The sequence below is a fragment of the Geodermatophilus obscurus DSM 43160 genome, assembly GCF_000025345.1.
GTDB classification, from domain to species: Bacteria; Actinomycetota; Actinomycetes; order Mycobacteriales; family Geodermatophilaceae; genus Geodermatophilus; species Geodermatophilus obscurus.
In genome coordinates, this window is record NC_013757.1 from 1,673,930 (window position 1) to 1,696,092 (window position 22,163).

Below are 22,163 nucleotides of genomic sequence, written 5' to 3' on the forward strand. Positions count from 1 at the left end.
GGGGGCCGCGGCCGCAGAACGCGACGAGCCCCCGTCCCGCAGGGGGAGGGGGCTCGTCGGACGGCCGCGCGGACGCGGCCGGGGGTCAGCTGGAGAGGTCGGCCAGCCGCTTGGCCATGCCCGACTTGCGGTTCGCCGCCTGGTTCTTGTGGATGACGCCCTTGCTGGCGGCCTTGTCCAGCGCCTTGCTGGCGGTCTGCAGCGCGGTCGTCGCGGCGGCGGCGTCCCCGGAGTCGGCAGCGGTGCGGAAGCGGCGGACGGCCGTCTTCAGGGCGGACTTGACGGCGACGTTGCGCTGGCGCGCCTTTTCGTTGGTCTTGATCCGCTTGAGCTGGGACTTGATGTTCGCCACGCGTGAGCCTCGGGTGTCTCTCGGGAGGAGTTCTGGACAGTGCGTCCGGACGGCGTGCGTCAGCGGACCGGTCTGCCAAGATACCAGCGTCGTCCGCCCGGCCCCAACCCGCGGTCGGTCGGCCGAGCCGGTCACCGCGGCCGGGCGAGGCCGCCGTCCACCCGCCGCCGCGCCCAGGCCAGCGCGGCGTCGTGGAACCCGCGCTGGAAGTCCCGCACGGTCGGCAACCCGGGCGGTGGCGGCCGTCGCATCTCCTGCGCCCACGTCCCGGTCAGCGCGAGCAGCAGGTCGGTCACGTCCGCGGGATCGGCGCCCGCCACGACCGGGGAGTCCGCCACCAGCAGCTCCGGGTCCACGCCTCCGTGCACGGCGGGGTCGAGGGCGAACAGCACGGTGTCCACCCAGGCCGCACCGCGGGCCGCCCGCGGCCAGTCGACGACGAACACGGCGCCGTCCGCGGTGACCAGCAGGTTGTCGGCGCGCACGTCCAGGTGGACCAGCGTCTCCCCGGAGAGCCCGCCCGATGCCGTCAACCGGTCGGGCACGTCGGCCAGCCGGTCCAGGTGCCGGCGCTCCCAGGGGTCGAGATCCGCCGGCGGCTGCTCGGCCAGCGCCCGCCACGCGGCCAGCCCGCCGGCGAGCCGATCCGGGAGGGTGGGCAGGCCCGGGACCGGGCACGGGGTGCCGGCCCGGGCGAGGTCGGTGAGGACCGGCACGATCCGCGCCGCGGCCGCCGGCGTCCACGGCAGGGCCGGCGGCTCCCCGTCCACCGCGTCGAAGAGCAGCGCCACCCAGACGTCGCCACCGACGTCGCGCTCGGTCCACCACCGCAGCCGCGGTGCGGGGAGGTCCGGCGGCAGTGCGGCGGCGACCCCGGCCTCGGTCCGGTGCAGGTCGGGGGTGTCGGGGTTCAGCGGCGTGCCGACCGCCGCAGACGTTGGCCCGCGTCCCGTCGGAGCAGGTCAGCACGGCCGCCGTCCCGGGGGAGAAGCCCCCGGTGCAGCCGGTCACGGTGGCCACGGGCGAGCCGAGCGCTGCCTCGATGTCCGTGCGCAGCAGTGCGGGCAGGTCCGGGTACGGCAGGCGGGGGCTGCCCGCAGGGGTCATGACAGAACTGTCGGCGAGCGCCGCTTCGCAGGCAATCGCCTCACCGGCCCGGGTGCCGTGGGACGATGGGGGCACTGTGACGACTCCCGCCTCCACCGACCCGGCCCGCATCCGGAACTTCTGCATCATCGCCCACATCGACCACGGCAAGTCGACGCTGGCCGACCGGATGCTCGAGGTCACCGGGATCATCGAGGCGCGGCAGATGCGTGCCCAGTACCTCGACCGCATGGACATCGAGCGCGAGCGCGGCATCACCATCAAGGCGCAGAACGTGCGCCTGCCGTGGAAGGTCGGGGACACCGAGTACGTCCTCGACATGATCGACACCCCGGGGCACGTCGACTTCACCTACGAGGTGTCCCGGTCGCTGGCCGCCTGCGAGGGCGCGGTGCTGCTCGTCGACGCCGCCCAGGGGATCGAGGCCCAGACGCTGGCCAACCTCTACCTGGCGCTGGAGAACGACCTCACGATCATCCCGGTCCTCAACAAGATCGACCTGCCCGCCGCGCAGCCGGAGAGGTACGCGGCCGAGATCGCGCACATCATCGGCTGCGACCCTGCCGAGGTCCTGCGGGTCAGCGGCAAGACCGGCGAGGGCGTGCCCGAGCTGCTCGACCAGATCGTCGCCCAGATCCCCGCCCCGGTCGGCGAGGCCGAGGCCCCGGCGCGAGCGATGATCTTCGACAGCGTCTACGACATCTACCGCGGCGTCATCACCTACGTGCGGGTCGTCGACGGGCGCATCTCCAGCCGCGAGCGGATCAAGATGATGTCGACCGGCGCCGTCCACGAGCTGCTCGAGATCGGCGTCATCTCCCCGGAGCCCAAGCCGGTCGACGGCCTCGGCGTCGGCGAGGTCGGCTACTTCATCACCGGCGTCAAGGACGTCCGCCAGTCCCGCGTCGGCGACACCGTCACGCTGCAGCACAAGCCGGCCGCCGAGCCGATCGGCGGCTACAGCGACCCCAAGCCGATGGTCTACTCCGGCCTGTACCCGATTGACGGCAGCGAGTACCCGCTGCTGCGCGAGGCGCTGGACAAGCTGCTGCTCAACGACGCCGCGCTCACCTACGAGCCGGAGACGTCCGCCGCGCTCGGGTTCGGGTTCCGCGTCGGCTTCCTCGGCCTGCTGCACCTGGAGATCGTCCGCGAGCGGCTCGAGCGCGAGGCCGGCATCAGCCTCATCTCCACCGCGCCGAACGTCGTCTACCGGGTGGTCATGGAGGACGGCAGCGAGATCACCGTGACCAACCCCAGCGACTGGCCCGAGGGCAAGATCGACAAGGTCTACGAGCCGATCGTCAACGCGACGATCATCGCGCCCAGCGACTACACCGGCGCGATCATGGAGCTCTGCCAGAGCCGGCGCGGTCAGCTCGGCGGCATGGACTACCTGAGCGAGTCCCGGGTCGAGCTGCGCTACACGTTGCCCCTCGGCGAGATCATCTTCGACTTCTTCGACGCGCTGAAGTCGCGCACCCGCGGCTATGCCAGCCTCGACTACTCCGAGGCCGGCGAGCAGGAGTCGTCGCTGGTGAAGGTGGACATCCTGCTGCAGGGCGAGGCCGTCGACGCGTTCAGCGCGATCGTGCACAAGGACAAGGCCTACAGCTACGGCGTGATGATGGCCGGCAAGCTGCGCGAGCTCATCCCGCGGCAGCAGTTCGAGGTGCCGATCCAGGCCGCCGTCGGCTCCCGGGTCATCGCCCGCGAGACGGTCCGCGCCATCCGCAAGGACGTCCTCGCCAAGTGCTACGGCGGTGACATTACCCGCAAGCGGAAGCTGCTGGAGAAGCAGAAGGAGGGCAAGAAGCGGATGAAGATGGTCGGCCGCGTCGAGGTCCCCCAGGAGGCCTTCGTGGCCGCGCTCTCCACCAACGAGTCCACCGCCTCCAAGAAGTGACCCGCGGCCGCCTCGACGCGGTCTGCGTCTCCGGCTCCGACCTGCTCCCGCTGCCCGGCCGTCGTCCGAACCGCAGCGGCATCGACAAGCGGCCGGTCGCCGGGCGGGTCGCCGTCTCCGAGCTCGGCCTGGACGGCGACGTCCAGGTCAACCGGAAGTACCACGGCGGCGAGGGCCAGGCGGTCTACGCCTACGCCCAGGAGGACGCCGACTGGTGGGCCGCCGAGCTGGACCGGGAGCTGCCGCCCGGCCGGTTCGGCGAGAACCTGCGGACGACGGGCCTGGACCTCACCGGCGCGGTGCTGGGCGAGCGCTGGCGGGTCGGGACGGCGCTGTTCGAGGTGACCGCCTGCCGGATCCCGTGTGCCAACTTCGAGCGCTTCTGGGGTGTGCCGCAGCTGGTCAAGCGGTTCACCGCCCGCGGTGCCAGCGGCGCCTACCTGCGGGTGCTCGAGACCGGGGACGTCGGCGCGGGCGACGCCGTCGAGGTGGTCTCCCGACCCGCCCACGGCGTCACCGTCGGCCTGCTCTTCCGCGCGACGACGACCCAGCGGCGCCGGCTGCCGGAGATCGCCCCCGCCCTCGAGCACCTCCCGCTCAAGGACCGGCCGAAGGTCGCGGCCCGGATCGAGCGGCTCGCCGCCCTGGCCTGAGCCGGGTCGTCAGACGCCGGCTCGTCCGTCCAGGACCCGGGGCCACTCGGGAGCCGGTCGCGGTCCGCTCGCGGTGCGGCCTCGGGTCGTGCTGGCTGAACCGCTCCCGCAGGACGCCTCCCTCGTCTACCTTGCCCGCCAAGGAGGAGTGGCCCGCCGAGGAGGCGGCTGTGGACGGCACTGGGCAGCTGCGTGTGGCCCTGCTGGGGAGGCTGACGGCGTCTTCCGGCGGGACACCCCTCGACCTCGGCGGTCCCCGTCAGCGCGCCGTCCTGGCCCTCCTGCTCCTCGCCCGCGGCGAGGTCGTCCCGGCCGAGCGGCTGGCCGAGTCCCTGTGGCCCGAGGACGCCCCGGCCGACACCGCCGGCGCGCTGCAGGCCTACGTCTCCCACCTGCGCCGTCGGCTCCAGCCGGGCAGCGCCGCCCGGACCCGCTCGGCGGTCATCGTCAGGGAGGGCCGGGGCTACGCCGTCCGGCTCCCGGACGACGCGGTCGACGCCTGGCGCTTCGAGCGGCTGCTGGAGGAGGCCGCGGGGGAGGACCGCCCCGCACGTGCCGCGGAGCTCCTGCGCGAGGCGCTCGCCCTCTGGCGCGGTCCGGCGCTGGCCGACTACGTCGACGCTCCGTGGGCGGAGGCGGAGACGGCCCGGCTGACCGAGCTGCGCGCCGTGGCGCGGGAGCGGCTGGCGGCCGCACGGCTCGAGCTGGGGGAGGCGGCGCTGTGCGTCGCCGACCTCGAGGCGATGGTCGCCGAGGAGCCATTGCGGGAGGAGCGCTGGCGCCTCCTCGTGCTCGCGCTCTGCCGGGCACACCGGCAGGCCGACGCACTGAGCGCTCTGCGCCGAGCCCGCCGGACCCTCGCCGACGAGCTGGGGGTCGATCCGGGTCCGGCGCTGCGGGCACTGGAGGAACAGGTGCTGGCGCAGTCGCCGGAACTGCGCGTGCCGGCGCCGCGCGCCCCGGTGTCGTCCCCGGCCCGGCCCGGCCCCGAGCACCCCCCTTCCCCGGCAGGAGCGACGCCGGACGACCTGCTGGACCGGGACCGCGAGCTCACCGCCCTGCGGTCCGCGCTCGACGACCTGGCCGCCGGGGAGCCCCGGCTGCTGCTCATCGAAGGGCCACCCGGCATCGGCAAGAGCCGACTGCTCACCGAGGCCCGGAGGCTGGCGTCCGCACGGTCGGTCCGGGTGCTGACCGCACGCGGCAGCCAGTTGGAGACGGCCTTCGGCTTCGGTGCCGTACGACAGCTGTTCGAGCCCGGAACTCACCGTCCCGGGGCGGCGGGAGGAGCTGCTGCGTGGGGCCGCGGCCGGTGCACGGAGTGCCTTCGACCTGGCCTCCGGCGAGGCGCCCGAGGGGTCCTTCGCCGTCCTGCACGGTCTCTACTGGCTCACGGTCGACCTCGCGGCGGCCGGGCCCGTCCTCCTCGCCGTCGACGACCTGCAGTGGTGCGACAGCGCCTCACTGCGCTACCTGGCCTACCTCGTGCGACGCCTGGACGCGGTGCCGGTGCTCGTGGTCGGGACCGTGCGCACCGGCGAGGCGCACGACGCCGAGGAGTTGCTGGCCGAGCTGTCCCTCGAACCGGCGACGGTCGTGATCCGGCCCGCGCCGCTGTCCCCGGAGGCCACGGTCGGCATGGTGGGGCGCCGGCTCGGGGAGCCGGTGTCCCCCTTGTTCGGCGCAGCCTGCTACCGGACGACGTCGGGGAACCCCCTGCTGCTGCGGCAGCTGCTGCGGGCTCTCGAGGCCGACGGCGTGCGGCCCGACGCCGCGCACGCCGACACGGTCGTCGCCGTCGGCTCCCGGGCGGTGTCCAGCATGGTCCTCATGCGGCTGCGCCGGCTCGCCGGGTCGGTCCCGGCGGTCGCCCGGGCCGCCGCCGTCCTGGGGGATGGCGCGGCCCTGCCGGCCGTGGCCACGCTCGCCGGGCTGCCCGAGGAGGACACCGCCACGGCTCTGGCCACCCTCGCCCGCGCCGAGATCGTCAGGGACGAGCAGCCGCTGGCCTTCGTGCACCCGCTGGTCCGGGAGGCGGTGTACCGCGACCTGCCCGCCGCCGAGCGGGCACTGCGGCACGAGCGCGCGGCGCAGGTGCTGCGGTCGTCGGGCGCGACCGACGAGCAGGTCGCCGCCCACCTGCTGCGGGCGCCGCTGCGCGGCGACGAGGAGACGGTCGCCGTCCTGCGGCGGGCGGCGCGCACAGCCGCCGATCGCGGCGCCTCCGACAGCGCGGTCACCCTGCTGCGGCGTGCACTGGACGAGCCGCCGTCGGAGGACCAGCGGCGCGACCTGCTCCTGGAGCTGGGGCTGCTGGAGTCCCTCCTCGACGGCGACGCCAGCGCCCGGCACCTCCTGCAGGCCTACGCGCTGCAGGACGATCCCCGCACCCGGGCCGACCTCGCTGTGGCGATCGCACGCACGCACGTCTTCGCCAGCGAACCAGGCATCGCGACCGCCTTCGCACGGGAGGCCCGGCGTGCGGTGCCCGAAGAACTCCCCGACCACCGGCAGGCGCTGCTGGCCATCGAGCGGATCAGCGGCTACATGCACGGCCTGGACCCGGCGATCTGGCGGACGGAAGTGCCGCCGGTTCCGGTGGGGGAGGGTGACGGGGCTCGCAGCCTCTCGGCGACCCTGGCCTTCGAGGCGATGCTCGAGGGGACCGACCGGCAGCGGGCCGTGGCGCTGGCCCGGTTCGCGCTCCAGGAGGACCGGCTGTGGGTCGTGGACGACGGCCTGACCTGGATCGTCGCCGCCCTCGTCCGGATGCTGTCCGACGACGACCTGGGGGACTTCTGGAGTCGCGCCCGGGCGGCGGCCTACGCGCGCGGGTCCCTGCTCGCCGTCAAGTCGACCAGCGTGTGGCAGGGGTTCTGGCACTGGTGGCGCGGCGAGCTCAACGAGGCCCTGGCCTGCTCGGCCGTGGCGCTGGAACAGGACCGCATGTGGGGCGGCACGAGGATCGGGGAGCCCTACATCCGCTGCGTCGAGATCCACTGCCGGCTCGACCGCGGCGACGTCGCCGGGGCACGGGCGGCAGCCGACGCGGCGGTGGCCGGTGGGCGGTCCGGTGAGGGCGCCCGGCTGGTCCACCTGGCCCTTGCTCGCCTGCTCGCCGCGGAGGGGCGGCCCGAGGACGCCCTCGCGGCGCTGGACTCCGTCCCTGAGCCCGTGCCGGTCCCCAACCCGGTGTGGAACCCGTGGCGGGGCACCGCCGCGACCGCCCTGCACGCGCTGGGCCGGACCGCCGAGGCGGTGCCGCTCGTCGAGGAGGAGGTGCGGTTGCTGCGGCGCTGGGGAGCGCCGACGTTCCTCGGCGCCTCCCTGCGGCTGCTCGGGGAGCTGCGCGGCCGGGCCGGTCGGCGACAGCTGCGCGAGGCGGTCGACCTGCTGGAACCGACGCCGGCCTCCGTGGAACTGGCCCGCGCCCAGTGCGCCCTGGGCAGCCTGCCGGACGTGCCGGACGAGGAGGCCGTCCCGCTCCTGCGGGCCGCCTGCCGGACGGCGACCCGGCGGGGTGCCGTCGAGGTGCGGGACCGGGTCCGCGCGGAGCTGCAGCGACGCGGGTGCGTCGACGACACCCACCCCCACGGTGGCCGCTGGCTGTCGAACACCGAGCGCCGGATCATCGACCTCGCGGCCACCGGGCTCGAGGTGCGGGAGATCGCCCAGCAGCTCTTCCTCACCCCCGGGACGGTGCGCGACGTGCTCTGCGCGGCCGGGCCCTCGGCGTCCGGCGACGGTCTCAAGTCGTTCTCAAGTCCGCCGCCGGATCGTGTCTCCCCGGAGAACAGGTAGAGGGGTCCCGTGACTCAGCAGCAGGTGCCCACGACCCCGCGCAGCCGCGCGGAGAGCCTCCGCGGCCTGTGCGGGGGCTCGGTCCACCTACCCGGCGACCCGGCCTACGACATGGCCCGCTCACCCTGGAACCTCCAGGTGGTGGACCTGCCGGCCGCGGTGACCTATCCGGCCTTCCCCGACGAGGTCGCCGAGGTGCTCCGCGCCGCCACCGCGGCCGGTCTGGCCGTCGCTCCGCAGGGCACCGGGCACGGCGCCCCCCCGCTGGAGGGCCGGCTCACCGACGCCGTGCTGGTGCGCACCTCGGCGATGACGGAGCTGCACGTCGACGCCGACCGGCGGCTGGCCCGGGTCGGGGCGGGGGTGCTGTGGGGGGACCTGACCGACGCCGCCGGACGGCACGGGCTCGCCGCACGGCACCCGTCCTCGCCGGACGTCGGCGTCGTCGGCTACACCCTCGGCGGCGGCATCGGCTGGTACGCCCGGCGGCTCGGGCTGCAGTGCAACGCCGTCACCGCGATGGAGCTCGTGCTGGCGGACGGCAGCGTCGTCCGGGCCACCGCCGAGCAGGAGGCGGACCTGTTCTGGGCGCTGCGCGGAGGGGCCGCCCCGCTCGGGGTGGTGACCGCCCTGGAGTTCGAGCTGTTCCCGCTGGACACCGTGGTCGCCGGGTTCCTGGCCTGGGACGCCACGGCCGTCGAGCGCGTGCTGCCCGCCTGGGTCACCTGGTGCTCGGACGCCCCGGAAGAGGCGACGACGGCCTTCCGCCTCCTGGACGTGCCCGACATCGAGGAGATGCCGACCGACCTGCGCGGACGGCGGATCGCCATGATCGACGGCGCCGTCCTCGGGCCGGACGACGCGGCCGCCGACGTCCTCGCGCCGCTGCGGGCGCTGCGCCCCGAGCTCGACACGGTCGGCCGGGTGCCCGCCGCCTCCCTGGTGCGGCTGCACCTCGACCCCGAGGGCCCCACCCCGGCCTACACGAGCAGCAGGCTGGTCGAGGAGCTGCCCGACGCCGCGGTCGCGGCGTTCATCGAGGCCGTCGGGCCGGCGTCGCGGTCCCGGCTGGCCGTCGCCGAGCTGCGCCAGCTGGGCGGTGCGCTGTCCCGTCCCGACCCCGCCGGCGGGGCGCTGTCCTCCCTGGACGGCCGGTTCCTCGCCCTCGGCCTGGGGCTGGAGGGCGGCATGGGCGACTGGGCGCAACTGCGGGCCGACGCCGCGGCCTTCCTCGCCGCCCTCGAGCCGTGGACCAGGGGGCGGCACTACCTGCCGATGCTCGACGACCGCGTGGACACCCGGAAGGCGTTCCCGCCGGGTGTCCACGCACGGCTGTCGGCCATCCGCCGCCGGGTGGACCCCGGCGAGCTGTTCCTCGACCCGCACCCGGCGCTGCCCCGGACCTGAGACCCACCTGAGACCGGGCCGCAAGGACGCGGCAACCGCCCGTCAAGGTCCGGGCCGCACGGTTCCTCCATCAGCACCATCGCTCCCTGGAGGTCACCGTGACGCTCTCTGTCGACGCCGTCGTCCAATCCCCCGGCCGCGTCTTCCTCGACTCGTTGCGCCGCCGGCTCACCGGCGCCCTGTACACGCCGGACGAGCCCGGGTACGAGGCGCTCGTCTCCCCTTGGAACCTCGCCGTCCCCATGCGGCCGGCCGCGGTCGTCGCGGTCCGGACCGCCGAGGACGTCGCCGAGACAGTCCGCTTCGCCGGCGAGCACGGCCTGACCGCCGGCGTCCAGGCCACCGGCCACGGAGCGGAGGCCTCGCTGGCCGGACACCTGCTCGTCGTGACCCGGGGTCTGGACGAGCTCACCGTGCACGCCGAGGAGCAGTGGGTCCGGATCGGTGCCGGCGTGAAGTGGAGGAGGGTCGTGGAGGCCGTCGCCCCGCACGGGCTGGCCGCGCTCAACGGCTCCACCACCGACGTCAGCATCGTCGGCTACACGACCGGAGGCGGGGTCGGCCCGCTGACCCGCACGTACGGACTGCAGGCGGACCGGGTCCGCGCGATCGAGGTCGTCACCGGCGACGGCGTCCTGCGGCGGGTGACGCCGACCACGTACCCCGATCTGTTCTTCGCCCTGCGGGGCGGCAAGGGCGCGGCCGGGATCGTCACCGCCCTCGAGTTCGACCTGATCCGCATGCCGACCTTCTACGGCGGGGCGGTTTACTTCGACGCCGCCGACGCCGCAGCCGTGATCGACCGGTGGCGGGGCTGGGCCGATGCCCTGCCGGAGCAGGGGACGACGTCCTTCGCCCTCTTCCAGCTGCCGGCAGCACCCGAGATCCCCCCGGCGCTGGCCGGGCGGATGAGCCTGGGGATCCGGTTCCTCTGGACCGGCGACCCCGGGGAGGGGGCGCGGCTGCTGGACGAGATCCGCGCGGCGGCGCCGGTGATCCTGGACGACGCCGCGGTCAAGCCGTACACGGCGATCGACTCGGTGCACGCGGACCCGGTCGAGCCGATGCCGGTCGTCGATCCGGCCATCCTGCTCGACGGCTTCCCGGCGGAGGCGGCCGATCGGCTGCTGGCGTTCGCCGGCGCCGGCTCCGGGTCGCCGCAGATCGTGGTGGAGGTGCGTCACCTCGGCGGGGCGTACGCGCGGGAGGGCGTCCACCCGACCGCGTTCTCCCACCGCGCCGCGCGGTTCAGCGTGCTCACCGTGGGGCTCGCCGCGGACGCTGCCATGGCCGAGGCGAACCTGGCCCACGCGCACCGGCTGTTCGCGGCGCTGGCCGACTGGGACACCGGCGGCGTGTGGCCGAACTTCGGTGTCCCGCACGACGCGGCCTCGGCCCGGCGCAGCTACGACGCGCAGACCCTGGCCCGTCTCCGGGAGGTCGTGCAGACCTACGACCCGCAGGGGGTGCTGCAGGCGGGGGCCTACACACGAGCGGCCGCCTGAGCGCCGCCGTGGCCCGGGCGGACCGGACGTGGGAACCGCGTCCGGTCCGCCCGCGTGCGTGGTCAGCCGCGCAGCGCCGCGGTGATGTCCTCGCGCAGGACCTGCGGGTCGATGCCGCGGTCGTGCAGCACCTTCGCGGCCAGCCCCTGCCCCTCGCGGAGCAGGCCGAGCACGATGTGCCCGTCGGCGATGGTCCTCGCGCGCATCGCCAGCGCCTCGCGCAGCGAGAGCTCGAGCACCTTCTTGGCGCGGGAGCTGAAGGGGATGTGCGCGGGGCTCCTCGGCTGCCGGCCGTGGCGCGGGGCGTCCAGCGCGCCCGGTCCGAAGGTGGCCTCGGCGACGTCCCGGACGGCGTCCAGGTCGATGCCCAGGGTCCGCAGCGCCTCGGCGTCCAGGTCTGCACTCCCGAGGTGGGCGGCGACCGCCGCGGCCACCTCGTCGTGGTCGAGACCGTGCCGGCGCAGGACGGCCGTCGTCGGGGTGTCCAGCCGCAGCTGGGCGAGCAGCAGGTGCTCGGTGCCGATGTGGCCGTGCCGGAGGGCACGGGCCTCCTCCTGCGCCAGGACGACGACCTCGCGAGCGTCGGACGTGAAGCGTTCGAACACGGTCAGTCCCTCCGCCGGAGCGGCCCGCGGCCGCCTGCGTGCTTCTTGTGCACCGCCTGCCGCGTGACGCCCAGCAGGTGGGCGATCTGCTCCCAGGTCCAGCCCTGGTCCCGGGCGTTCTCCACCTGCAGGGCCTCCATCCGCTCGACCAGGGTCCGCAGCGCGCGGACCGCCCTCAGCCCGACCGCGGGGTCGCGGCTGCTGGCGGCGGAGGCCACCTGTGCTGTGTCGGCCATGGCGTCAACTGTGGTTGACGACATGGCCATTGTCAACCGTCGTTGACGCGCGGGGCGAGTGTGCAGCTGCTGCCGCCGACACGCGCCGGCGCGTCGTCACGGCCGACCGCAACTGCTCGCTCGGCGGGAGAGCGCGGCGCAGTCCCGCGAGGAGGGGCGTCGCTCAGGCGACAGCAGCCTCGTCGCCTCCGGTCAGCCGCAGCAGGTCGGCGTAGCTGAGCGCGACCATCGTGTGGTGGTCGCCGCCGCCTGCCCAGAGCAGCGGGTGCCGGGCGAGGTCGACGTCGACCAGCGCGCGCAGCGGAGCGGGGTGGCCGGTGGGCGCCACCCCGCCGACCTCCTGGCCGGTCGCGGCGAGGACGAGGTCCGGGGTCGCCCGCCGCACCCGCCGCGCACCGACCAGCGCCGCCACCTTCCGCGTGTCCACCCGGTGCGCGCCGCTGGCCAGCACCAGCAGCGGTGTGCCGTCGGCGTCGAAGACGAGGCTGTTGGCGATCGCGCCCACCTCGCAGCCGAGCGCCTCAGCGGCGGCCGCCGCCGTCGGCACCGGCTGGTCGAAGCGGCGCACCTCGGCGTCCACCCCGGCCTCGCGGAGCGTGGCGACCACCCGGTCGACCGGGCTCACGGCGCTGCTCTCCGGTCCGCTCCCGCCCGGTGGAGCCGGTGGGGCAGCGGAGTCGCTCACAGCGTGAAGACGATCTTCCCCGCCGTCCGGCCCTCAAGCATGCGCTCGAAGCCCTCGCGCGCCTGCGTCAGCGGCAGCTCGACGTCGATGACCGGGCGCACGCCGGTGGCCGTGCACATCCGCATGAGCGCCTCGAGCTCCTCACGGGTGCCCATCGTCGAGCCGATGACCGACAGCTGGGTGAAGAAGACCCGGTTCAGCTCGGCACCGGGGTTGGGGCCGGTGGTCGCGCCGGAGATGACGATGACGCCGCCGGGCTTGAGCGACTTGACGCTGTGGCTCCAGGTCGCCTCGCCGACGGTCTCCATCACGCCGTCCACGCGCTCGGGCAGCCGGGCGCCGGTCTCGAACGCCTGGTCCGCACCGAGGTCGAGGGCGCCCTGTCGCTTCTCCTCGCTGCGGCCGGTCACCCACACCCGGAAGCCGGCGGCCTTGCCGAGCACGACCAGCGCGGTGGCGACGCCGCCGCTGGCGCCCTGCACGAGCACGGTCTGCCCCGGCCGCAGCCCGGACTTCACGAAGAGCATCCGGTAGGCGGTCAGCCAGGCGGTGGGCAGGCACGCGGCCTCGGCGAGGGAGAGCTCGGCCGGCTTGGGCAGCACGTTGCGCCGGGGGACGGCGACCCGCTCGGCCATCGTGCCCTGGTAGAGCTCCGAGAAGAGCGTGCGCTTGGGGTCGAGCGTCTCGTCCCCGATCCAGCCCGGGCTCGCGACGACGCCGTGGACGACGACCTCGTTGCCGTCCTCGTCGAGCCCGGCCGCGTCGGTGCCCAGGATCATCGGCATCCGCTCCTGCGGCAGCCCGACCCCGCGCAGGCTGAACAGGTCGTGGTGGTTCAGCGAGACGGCCTTGACCTGCACCGTCGTCCAGCCGTCGGGCGCCTCCGGCTCGGGGCGCTCACCGACCTCCAGCACGGAGAGCGGGTCCTTCGGGGCGGGCGTGGAGACGAAGGCAGCGAGCATGGTCGGACGCTAACGGAGGACCCCACCAGGGGCGACGTCAGGCCGTGCCCGCAGGGGTGGGCAGACCCGTCGCCGTCCGGGACCATGCGAGGTCCAGGCCCCGCCGACCGGAGACGGCGATGACCGTGCCGATGCCACCGCAGCCCCCGCTCATCGACGCCCGCAACGCCGAGATGGCCAGCGCCTGGAACGGCGCGGAGGGGAGGACTGGGCGGCGCGGGCGGACCGCTTCGACGCGGCCTCGGCGGCGTTCGACCCGGCGCTGCTCGAGGCCGCCGGGATCGGCGCGGCCTACCGGGTGCTCGACGTCGGCTGCGGTGCGGGCATCTCGACCCGCGCGGCCGCGCGCGCGGCACCCGACGGGCACGCGACCGGGATCGACCTGTCGGCCCCGCTGCTGGCCGAGGCCCGCCGGCGCAGCGCGGCCGCGGGGCTGGCCAACACGACGTTCGTCCAGGGCGACGCCCAGGTGCACCCCTTCGAGCCCGCGGCGTTCGACGTCGCCCTCAGCCGGTTCGGGGCGATGTTCTTCGGCGACCCGGTGGCGGCCTTCGGCAACGTGGCGCGGGCCCTGCGCTCCGCCGGGCGACTGGCGCTGCTGTCGTGGCAGCCGCTGGCCCGCAACGAGTGGCTGCTCGTGCTCCGCCGGACCCTCGCGGCCGGCCGCCCGCTGCCCGAGCCGCCGGGTGACGCCCCCGGGCCGTTCGGCCTGTCCGACCCCGACCACGTCCGCCGGGTCCTGGCCGCCGCGGGGTTCGAGTCGGTCTCCGTCGCCGAGGTGCCGGGGATGGTCCGGCTGGGAGCCGACGCCGAGGACGCGTTCCACTTCGTCAGCGGGCTGGGCCTGACCCGGGGCCTCCTCGGCGGGCTCGACGACGGCGTCCGGCGGGCCGCGCTCGACGAGCTGCAGGCCACCCTGGCCGAGCACGCGACACCGGACGGGGTCCTGCTGGGCGCCTTCGCCTGGCTGACCACCGCCCACCGGGGGGAAGCGGTCGGCCGAGTGCCACGTCGGCCGAGTGGGCAGTTGCCGTCGGAGACACGCACGCACACGCCGGGCGGGACGACCGCAACTGCCCAGTCGGCGGCGTCACCGCACGATGACACGTCCGCTTCCGCGCCTCGGTCCGCTCCTCGCTCGCTGGCGCTCGCTGCGATGCCCCTCGAGAACGGCTGTCAGCGGACGATGACGACGTGCTCCCCGCGCGGGACGAACTCGCCGATCACCGGGGCGCCCGGCACCTCGCCGCCCAGCAGCAGCCCGCCGGAGGTCTGCGCGTCGGCCAGCAGCAGCGCCTCGTCCTCGGCGACGGCGGACAGGTCGGTGTGCGGGCGGACCCAGTCGAGGTTGCGCCGGGTGCCGCCGGACACGAAGCCCGCGGCCAGCGCCTCCCGCGCCCCGGTCAGGTACGGGACGGCGGCGGCGTCGACCACCGCGGTCACCCCGCTGGCCCGGGCCATCTTGTAGAGGTGGCCGAGCAGCCCGAAGCCGGTGACGTCGGTGCCGGCACGGATCCCGGCGGCCACCGCGGCCCGGCCGGCGTCGCGGTTCAGCGTCGTCATCGCGGCCACCGCCTCCTCCGACACCTCGCCGGTGGCCTTCATCCGGTTGTTCAGCACGCCGATGCCCAGCGGCTTGGTCAGCGACAGCGGCGTCCCGGCGACCGCGGCGGCGTTGGTGATGACCCGGTCGACGTCGACGACGCCGGTCACCGCCATGCCGTACTTGGGCTCGGGGTCGTCGATGGAGTGCCCGCCGCCGACGTGGCAGCCGGCCTCCTGCGCGGCCTCGAGCCCGCCCCGCAGCACCTCGGCGGCGAGCTCGGCGGGCAGCACGTCGCGCGGCCAGCCGAGCAGGTTCACCGCGACGACGGGCGTGCCGCCCATCGCATAGACGTCGGAGAGCGCGTTGGTCGCCGCGATCCGGCCGAAGGTGTGGGCGTCGTCGACGACGGGGGTGAAGAAGTCGGTGGTCAGCACGATGCCCTGCCCACCCGCGATCCGGACGACGGCCGCGTCGTCGCCGTCGTCCAGGCCGATGACCAGCTCCGCGGCCGGGTCGACCGGACCGGTGGCGGTCAGGCCGGCCACCACGGACTCCAGCTCGCCGGGCGGGATCTTGCAGGCGCAGCCACCGCCGTGCGCGAACTGGGTGAGCCGGGTGCGGGCGGGCGGCGCCTCCTGAGCAATAGCCACCAGGCCACCGTAGGCTGCCCGGCGGAGGCGTCAGGGTGTCTGGTGGCCCCCGCGGCCTCTAAAGCCGACGTGGCCGAGCATCTCGGTCAGGCGGGTTCGATTCCCGTCCGCCTCCGCCACCTCCTCCCGCGCGCGGGCCGCCGTCCTCCCCGGGCGGCGGCCCGCCGCGGTGACCTGCCCGGTCGGACAGTTGCGCACAACCGAGTGGTGGCCTACCGTCTCGACGGGGCATGTGACCCACAGCACACGTCCCCGTGGCGGTGCCGACCGGTCCGCGGCGCCGCCCCTGAGTCCCGGGAGGCCTGCATGACCGCACCACCGGAACCGGTCGGCACCGTCCACGTCGTCGACCCCTCGCCGCTGAACTGGCTCTTCATCACCTGGAACACGATGGAGGAGCCGATCCGCATCGACCGGGACGGGCGGGTCGTCCACTCGCTGGCCGAGTCCTCGGAGTGGCTCGACGACCGCACGCTGGAGCTCGGACTGCGGCGGAACGTGCGGTTCCAGGACGGCGAGCACTTCACCGCCCACAACGTGAAGCAGAACTTCGACGAGATGCAGCGCTGGGCCGCGCCCCACCCGCCCGGCACCTGGCTGAACTTCCCGGCGCCGCAGTCCACCGCCGAGGTAGTCGACGACCACACCCTGCGGTTCTCCTTCCCGGGCCCCGACGGGCTGGCCATCGGCAAGTTCCGCGGCTTCCACATCGCCAGCTCGGCCTTCTGGAACGGCAAGGACGCGCCCGGCTTCGGCTACAAGAAGTTCGGCTCCGGCGAGGGCCACTGGTAGGTGATCGACGAGCCGGGCCCCTGGGGTACCGGTCCGTTCACCCTGGTCCAGGGTGCTTCGTCGATCACGACCCGTCCCGCGATCATGAACGTGGAGCCCTTCCGGGCGTCCTCGATCATCGAGAGCGAGCAGCGCGACCCGCAGGTCGTGCTGGAGGCCAACCTCGACCACTGGAACCGCGCCGCCCGCGGGCCCGCATCGAGCGCGCCGTGTTCCGCAACGACCTGACTCCCGACGAGGCGCTGCGCCTGGTGTGCGACACGGAGGGGGAGGTCGACATCGTCACCGAGGTGTCCCCGGCCGACGCCCAGCGGGTGCTGGACTCCCAGCACGCCCGGCTGGTGGTGTCCGACGCCAACCGGGTGCTGGTCGGCATCCTCAACCGCGGCAGCGACGCGCCCCTGCACGACGTCGAGGTGCGCCGGGCCCTCAACGCGGCCATCGACCGCACGGCGGTCGTCGACCAGGGCCTGAACGGCTACGCCTCGGTCATCCCGGCCATGACGCCGCCGTGGTGCAGCGGGTTCCCCGCGGGCGTGCAGCCGTACGAGCTCGACGCCGCCAGGGCGCGGGAGGCGTTCGCGAAGGCCGACTGGCCGGCCCGCCGGCCGCTGCGGATCGCCACCCCCGAGTCCTTCGCGGCCATCGCGCACATGCTGGCCGCGAGCATCCGCTCCACCCTCGACCTCATGGTCGAGGTGGTCGTGGTGCCGCCCGACCAGGTGCCGGCCGGCTCCCGCGCGCTGATCGAGAAGAAGCTCGACCTGCCGTGGGACGTGCTCCTGCACCCGTGGTTCGACCTGTCCTCGGAGGCGCCGCCGGCCGCGGTGCACCGGGAGTTCTTCGGCCTGGACGGCGCCTTCCGGGCCGGCCCGCCCGACGAGGGCTTCGACGCGCTGTTCGACGAGATGAAGGTGCAGCTCGACGGGGAGGCGCTGGTCGAGGTCGCCGAGCGGATCGACGCCTACGTGCACGACCGGGCGCTCGCGCTGTTCATCTGCGCACCGCAGGCGCTGTACGCGGTCAACGAGCACGTGACCTTCTCGCCGTACAAGACCACCTTCGAGCTCGCCGAGGTCACCGTCGACGAGCAGCACTGGTCGGTCAGCGGCGGGCGCTCGGACAGCAGCCGCAGGGACCTCGGCGACCGGACCGCCATCCGGCCGACGAGCGGCAAGCCCACCTTCTCGCAGGCCTCGGGGAACGCCTGCTGAACGCCCTGCCGCGGAGCCGGCACCGTCCGGCTCCGCGCCTGAGCCGCCTACCCTCGGCGCCGATGAGTCCCGACCCACGCCGGCGGGTGCCCCGCACCGACGCGCTGCTGGCCGACCCCCGCCTGGTCGCGGCCGCCGGCCGGCTGGGCCGCGACCTGGTCAAGGCCGCCGTCCAGGGCGTGCAGCAGCGCGTCCGGGACGGCCGGCTGGACCCCGACGACGCCGCCGACGCCGTCCTGGCCGCCCTGCCGACGACGGCCGGCAGCCTGCGGCCGGTGCTCAACGCCACCGGCGTGCTCGTGCACACCAACCTCGGGCGCGCGCCGCTGTCCCCGGCCGCGGTGGAGGCCGTGGTCGCCGCCAGCGGGACCACCGACGTCGAGCTCGACCTGGTCACCGGCCGCCGCGGGCCGCGCGGCGAGGCGGCGCTGGCCGCGCTGGTCGACGCCGTCCCGGCCGCGGAGGCCGCCCTGGTGGTCAACAACTGCGCCGCCGCGCTGGCGCTGGTGGCCACCGCGCTCGGCGGGGAGCTGGTCATCGCCCGCGGCGAGCTGGTGGAGATCGGCGACGGCTTCCGCATCCCCGAGCTGCTGGAGGCCACCGGCGCGCGGCTGCGCGAGGTGGGGACGACCAACCGCGTCGCGCTCGAGGACTACCGGCGCGTGCTGGGCCCCGGCACCGGCGCGGTGCTCAAGGTGCACCCGTCGAACTTCGTCGTCCGCGGTTTCACCCGGGCGGTGCCGGTGGCCGAGCTCGCCGCGGGGCTGGCCGGCAGCGGCGTCCCGCTGGTGGCCGACGTCGGCTCCGGGCTGCTGCGCCCGCACCCCGTGCTGCCCGACGAGCCGGACCTGCAGACCACCCTCGCCGACGGCGCCGACCTGGTGCTGGCCAGCGGCGACAAACTGCTCGGCGGCCCGCAGGCCGGACTGGTGCTCGGCCGCGCCGACCTGGTGCAGCGGCTGCGGCGGCACCCGCTGTACCGCGCGTTCCGCGTGGACAAGACGACGCTCGCCGCACTCGAGGCCACGCTGCGCGGCCCCCAGCCGCCGGTGCAGCGGATGCTCGCCGCCGACGTCGACGGCCTGCGCCGCCGCGCCGCCGCGCTCGCCGCCCGGCTGACGGTCGCCGGGCTGGACGCGGTCGCGGTCGACTCGCAGGCCCGCGTCGGCGGGGGAGGCGCGCCGGAGCACCCGCTGCCCAGCGCCGCGGTGTCGCTGCCCGCGCAGTTCGCGGTGCCGCTGCGCGCCGGCACGCCCCCGGTGGTCGGGTACCTCGCGGCGGACCGCACCCTGCTCGACCTGCGCAGCCTGCCGCCGGCGCACGACGAGGCGCTGGCCGCCGCGGTGCTGGAGGTGGCCCGCCGGTGGACGTGACCGCTGCCGGCATGGACGTCATCGCGACTGCCGGTCACGTCGACCACGGCAAGTCCACGCTGGTCCGCGCGCTCACCGGCATGGAGCCCGACCGGTGGGAGGAGGAGCGCCGCCGCGGCCTGACCATCGACCTCGGCTTCGCCTGGACGACGCTGCCCTCCGGGCGCCGGCTCGCGGTCGTCGACGTGCCCGGCCACGAGCGCTTCGTCGGCAACATGCTCGCCGGCGTCAGCTCGGTGCCCGCCGCGCTGGTCGTGGTCGCGGCGGACGACGGGTGGTCGGCGCAGACCGCCGAGCACGTCGCCGTCCTCGACGCGCTCGGTGTGCGGCACGCGCTGCTCGCCGTCACCAAGGCCGACCTTGCCGACCCCGCCCCCGTGCTCGCCGACGTGCGCGAGCGGCTGGCTGCGACGTCGATGGGCGAGGTCCCGGGGGTCGCGGTCAGCGCCGCCACCGGCGCGGGCGTGCCCGACGTCGTCGCCGCGCTGGAGTCGCTGCTCACCGGGCTGCCGGCACCGGATCGCGAGGCGCCGGTGCGGCTGTGGATCGACCGCGCCTTCCCGGTCAAGGGCGCCGGCACGGTGGTCACCGGGACCCTCGCCGCCGGCCGCGTCGCCACCGGGGACCGGCTGCAGCTCGGCGACCGCGAGGTCGGCGTCCGCGGCGTGCACTCCCTGGGGCAGCCGGTCGAGCGGGCCGAGGCCACCGCGCGGGTGGCGCTGAACCTGCGCGGCACGTCGGTCGAGGAGCTCGCCCGCGGCGACGCGCTGCTCACCCCCGGGGCGTTCCGCTCGACCACCGAGCTCGACGTCACCCTGGCCCGGGGTGGGTGGGCTGCTGGGGACGACGCCCGGCTGCCCGCCGAGGTGGTCGTGCACGTCGGGTCGGCCGCGGTCGGCGCGCGGCTGCGCCCGCTGGAGGGGGCGGCGGTGCGGCTGCGGCTGGCCACGCCGCTGCCACTGCGGATCCGCGACCGGCTGCTGCTGCGCGACCCCGGCGCCCGGCGGGTGCTGGGTGCCGACGTCCGGGACGTCGACCCGCCGGAGCTGCGCCGCCGCGGTGCGGCCCGCCGCCGCGCCGAGGAGCTGGCCGCCCAGCCCGCCGGCACGGCCGGGGCAGCCGCCGAGCTGGCCCGCCGCAGGTTCGTGCGGACCGCCGACTTCGCCGCGATGGGGTGGCCGTTGCCCGAGCAGGCCACCGCCGTCGGGCCCTGGCTGCTCGCGCCGGGCCTGGTCGAGGAGCTGTCCGCCGCCCTCCCGGGGATCGTCGCCCGCTACCGGCAGCTGCGCCCGCTGGAGGCCGGTCCGCCGGTGGCCGTCGCCCGGCGGGCCCTGGAGCTGCCCGACGACGAGCTGGTGCCGGCCGTCGTCCGCCCGCCGCTGGCCCTGCGCGAGGGGCGGGTGGTCGTCGCGACGGCGGGCCTGCCCGCGGAGGTGCAGCAGGCCGTCGACGGCATCCGCGACCGGCTGGCCGCCGACCCGTTCGCCGCGCCGGACGCCGAGGAGCTGCGCGCCGCCGGGCTCGGCCCGCGGGAGCTGGCCGCCGCCGTCCGCGACGGGCAGCTGGTGAAGATCGCCGACGGGGTCCACCTGGCGCCGGGGATCGAGGAGCAGGCGCGGGCGCGGCTGGCCGGCGTCCCCGCGCCCTTCACGCTCAGCCAGGCCCGCGCGGCGTGGGGGACCAGCCGGCGGGTCGCGGTTCCGCTGATGGAGTGGCTGGACGCGCGTGGTGTCACCGAGCGGCTGCCGGACAACACCCGCCGGCTGCGGTGACGGCCCCCCGGCAGGGTCCCGCCGCCGGCCCCGTCCCGGGTCCCGCCCCGAGCCTGCGAGGGCTGGGGAGGACGGGGTCCTTCCATGGTGGGGACAGCGGGGTCCTTGCTCAGCCGCCGGCCTGGCGCAGGAACACCTCGCGCTCGTCGCTGGCGTCCGCAGCGGGCACAGGGGAGGTGTCGACGCCCTCGACCGTGTCCTCGAGCCGCACGGGCTCGGGGAGGTGGCGGAACCGCTCGCGCTCGTCGGGCTCGGTCATGCCCGGAGCGTCCTCCTGCCGGTGGGCCGGGACGAGGGCACACCCGACGAGCGCCGTGAGTGCGTGATCGGTGACCTACCGTGATGCGGTGATCGACTTCAGCAACGGTTCCGTCTTCAAGCTCAACCCCGCCTCCCCGCAGGAGCTCGGCCCCGAGGTCGGGCCGCTGCTCGTCCCGGGCGAGCAGGTCGTCGCCTGCTTCAAGGCGATGCGCGACTTCGTCGTCTTCACCGACAAGCGGCTGATCGCCGTCAACGTCCAGGGCATGACCGGGAGCAAGAAGGACTTCACCTCGCTGCCGTACAGCAAGGTGCAGGCCTTCTCGATCGAGACCGCCGGCACGTTCGACCTCGACGCCGAGCTCGACCTGTGGTTCAGCGGGCTGGGCAAGGTGCGGCTGGAGTTCAAGGGCAACGCCGACATCCGCGGTCTCGGGCAGATGATCGCGGGCTACGTGCTCTGAGGTCCGGGGCGCTCGGGCTCTGCCCACCACGGTGGGCAGAGCACGAGCGTCCGGGGAGGCTAATCCGCCGCGGGGACCCAGCGGGCCGGGCGCTTCTCGCGGAACGCTGTGATGCCCTCTTGGCCCTCCTCGCTGGCGAAGAACCGCGCCGAGAGCTCCAGCAGCTCCTCGGCCGAGCCGCGCAACCCGCCGGCCCGCAGCAGCCGCTTCGTCTCGGCCAGCGCGGCCGGCGCCCCGGCGGCGAGCGCGGTCACCTGCCCGGCCACGGCGGCGTCCACCTCGTCGTCGGGCACGCAGAGGTCGACCAGCCCGCCCGCGGCGGCCGCCGCCGCGTCGAACACCTCGCCGGTCAGCATCAGCCGGTGCGCGGTGTGCGGCACCATCCGCGGCAGGACGACGGCGGAGATGACCGCCGGCACGATGCCCAGCCGCACTTCGGAGAAGGCGAAGGTCGCCGAAGCTGCGGCGACGACGACGTCGCAGGCGGCCGCCAGCCCCAGTCCACCGGCTCGTGCCGGCCCCCGCAGGACGGCGACCACCGGCTTCGGCGAGCGCCACACCGTCTCCAGCAGCTCCGGCAGCTCGCGCACCCCCTGGTCACCGGCCGCCCCGCCCACCGCCTCGGTGAGGTCCATCCCGGAGCAGAAGACCCGGCCGGTGTGGGCGAGCACGACCACCCGCACCGCGTCATCGGCGAGCGCATCGGCCAGCGCCGTCCGCAGCTGGGCGCGCATCGCGCGGGACAGCGCGTTGCGGTTGGCGGGGGAGTCCAGGGTGAGGGTCGCGACCCCCCGGGACGTCGAGACCTGCAGCACGGTGTCGTCGCTCACGTGTCCTCCTCGCTGGCGCTCGTCGGCCGCGTTCGCGGCGCTGCT

General features: G+C 75.3%; 20 protein-coding genes, 1 tRNA gene and 1 pseudogene. 13 read left to right on the forward strand and 9 right to left on the reverse strand.

The features are described from left to right. Positions 1-85: 85 nt before the first annotated feature. Entirely contained in the window at positions 86-352 is a 267-nt protein-coding gene (rpsT, locus tag GOBS_RS07975) for a 30S ribosomal protein S20 (protein ID WP_012947772.1), read from the reverse strand. Between the two features lie 131 nt (positions 353-483). Further along, complete coding sequence (locus tag GOBS_RS07980; protein ID WP_012947773.1) at positions 484-1,143, reverse strand: protein kinase family protein; 660 nt, start codon at positions 1,141-1,143, stop codon at positions 484-486. Between the two features lie 392 nt (positions 1,144-1,535). Here GOBS_RS07980 and lepA point away from each other — a divergent pair, with 392 nt between their 5' ends. The 5 genes from lepA (at position 1,536) to GOBS_RS08005 (ending at position 10,731) form a co-directional block, all read left to right on the forward strand. Continuing rightward, a complete protein-coding gene (lepA, locus tag GOBS_RS07985) occupies positions 1,536-3,365 on the forward strand; it encodes a translation elongation factor 4 (RefSeq protein ID WP_041241399.1) in 1,830 nt (609 codons plus the stop codon). After that, positions 3,362-4,018 (forward strand): MOSC domain-containing protein, encoded by a 657-nt coding sequence (locus tag GOBS_RS07990; protein WP_012947775.1) that lies wholly within the window; start codon positions 3,362-3,364, stop codon positions 4,016-4,018. Before lepA ends, GOBS_RS07990 begins: the two co-directional genes overlap by 4 nt. Before the next feature lie 194 nt (positions 4,019-4,212). Further along, complete coding sequence (locus GOBS_RS29635; protein WP_424954956.1) at positions 4,213-6,630, forward strand: AfsR/SARP family transcriptional regulator; 2,418 nt, start codon at positions 4,213-4,215, stop codon at positions 6,628-6,630. Positions 6,631-7,828: 1,198 nt separating this feature from the next. Continuing rightward, positions 7,829-9,226, forward strand: a complete 1,398-nt coding sequence (locus GOBS_RS08000; protein ID WP_012947777.1) for an FAD-binding oxidoreductase — start codon at positions 7,829-7,831, stop codon at positions 9,224-9,226. 98 nt (positions 9,227-9,324) lie between these two features. Then, positions 9,325-10,731 carry an FAD-binding oxidoreductase gene (locus GOBS_RS08005; protein ID WP_012947778.1) on the forward strand — a complete coding sequence of 469 codons (1,407 nt, stop codon included), beginning with the start codon at positions 9,325-9,327 and terminating at the stop codon, positions 10,729-10,731. A gap of 62 nt (positions 10,732-10,793) precedes the next feature. Here the strand turns inward: GOBS_RS08005 and GOBS_RS08010 are convergent, their stop codons facing one another. The 4 genes from GOBS_RS08010 to GOBS_RS08025 form a co-directional block, all read right to left on the reverse strand. Next, on the reverse strand, positions 10,794-11,336 hold the full coding sequence (locus GOBS_RS08010; RefSeq protein WP_012947779.1) for a Clp protease N-terminal domain-containing protein: 543 nt from the start codon (positions 11,334-11,336) through the stop codon (positions 10,794-10,796). 2 nt (positions 11,337-11,338) lie between these two features. After that, entirely contained in the window at positions 11,339-11,572 is a 234-nt protein-coding gene (locus tag GOBS_RS08015) for a hypothetical protein (protein WP_012947780.1), read from the reverse strand. Positions 11,573-11,735: 163 nt separating this feature from the next. Then, positions 11,736-12,197 (reverse strand): YbaK/EbsC family protein, encoded by a 462-nt coding sequence (locus tag GOBS_RS08020; protein WP_012947781.1) that lies wholly within the window; start codon positions 12,195-12,197, stop codon positions 11,736-11,738. 56 nt (positions 12,198-12,253) lie between these two features. Beyond that, complete coding sequence (locus GOBS_RS08025; RefSeq protein ID WP_012947782.1) at positions 12,254-13,219, reverse strand: zinc-binding dehydrogenase; 966 nt, start codon at positions 13,217-13,219, stop codon at positions 12,254-12,256. 184 nt (positions 13,220-13,403) lie between these two features. Here GOBS_RS08025 and GOBS_RS28670 point away from each other — a divergent pair. Next, positions 13,404-13,973: pseudogene (locus tag GOBS_RS28670) on the forward strand (class I SAM-dependent methyltransferase); the annotation flags it as partial. Between the two features lie 422 nt (positions 13,974-14,395). On the opposite strand, the gene selD reads toward GOBS_RS28670, so the two are convergent. Continuing rightward, positions 14,396-15,415, reverse strand: coding sequence for a selenide, water dikinase SelD (selD, locus tag GOBS_RS08030; protein ID WP_012947784.1), 1,020 nt, complete (start codon positions 15,413-15,415; stop codon positions 14,396-14,398). 23 nt (positions 15,416-15,438) lie between these two features. On the opposite strand from selD, the gene GOBS_RS27245 reads away from it, so the two are divergent. From GOBS_RS27245 to selB, 6 genes are all read left to right on the forward strand, one after another. Continuing rightward, positions 15,439-15,534: transfer RNA gene (locus GOBS_RS27245), tRNA-OTHER, on the forward strand. A 187-nt stretch (positions 15,535-15,721) separates the two neighbouring features. Further along, positions 15,722-16,207 (forward strand): ABC transporter substrate-binding protein, encoded by a 486-nt coding sequence (locus GOBS_RS08040; RefSeq protein WP_012947785.1) that lies wholly within the window; start codon positions 15,722-15,724, stop codon positions 16,205-16,207. A gap of 84 nt (positions 16,208-16,291) precedes the next feature. Beyond that, positions 16,292-16,435, forward strand: coding sequence for a hypothetical protein (locus GOBS_RS27250; protein WP_166487330.1), 144 nt, complete (start codon positions 16,292-16,294; stop codon positions 16,433-16,435). Then, entirely contained in the window at positions 16,417-17,421 is a 1,005-nt protein-coding gene (locus GOBS_RS27255) for an ABC transporter substrate-binding protein (protein WP_012947787.1), read from the forward strand. The genes GOBS_RS27250 and GOBS_RS27255 overlap by 19 nt, the downstream gene beginning before the upstream one ends. A gap of 62 nt (positions 17,422-17,483) precedes the next feature. Continuing rightward, positions 17,484-18,794, forward strand: a complete 1,311-nt coding sequence (selA, locus tag GOBS_RS08055; RefSeq protein ID WP_012947788.1) for an L-seryl-tRNA(Sec) selenium transferase — start codon at positions 17,484-17,486, stop codon at positions 18,792-18,794. Beyond that, positions 18,785-20,566, forward strand: coding sequence for a selenocysteine-specific translation elongation factor (selB, locus tag GOBS_RS08060; RefSeq protein ID WP_243697671.1), 1,782 nt, complete (start codon positions 18,785-18,787; stop codon positions 20,564-20,566). Before selA ends, selB begins: the two co-directional genes overlap by 10 nt. 109 nt (positions 20,567-20,675) lie before the next feature. On the opposite strand, the gene GOBS_RS27260 is transcribed toward selB, so the two are convergent. Then, on the reverse strand, positions 20,676-20,825 hold the full coding sequence (locus tag GOBS_RS27260) for a hypothetical protein (RefSeq protein WP_012947790.1): 150 nt from the start codon (positions 20,823-20,825) through the stop codon (positions 20,676-20,678). 88 nt (positions 20,826-20,913) lie between these two features. Here GOBS_RS27260 and GOBS_RS08065 point away from each other — a divergent pair, with 88 nt between their 5' ends. Further along, positions 20,914-21,288: a PH domain-containing protein gene (locus tag GOBS_RS08065; RefSeq protein ID WP_012947791.1), complete on the forward strand. Its 375-nt coding sequence runs from the start codon at positions 20,914-20,916 to the stop codon at positions 21,286-21,288. Positions 21,289-21,347: 59 nt separating this feature from the next. On the opposite strand, the gene GOBS_RS08070 is transcribed toward GOBS_RS08065, so the two are convergent. Beyond that, the gene (locus tag GOBS_RS08070; protein WP_012947792.1) at positions 21,348-22,118 is read right to left on the reverse strand and encodes an enoyl-CoA hydratase-related protein; all 771 of its coding nucleotides are present in this window, start codon (positions 22,116-22,118) and stop codon (positions 21,348-21,350) included. Between the last annotated feature and the right edge of the window lie 45 nt (positions 22,119-22,163).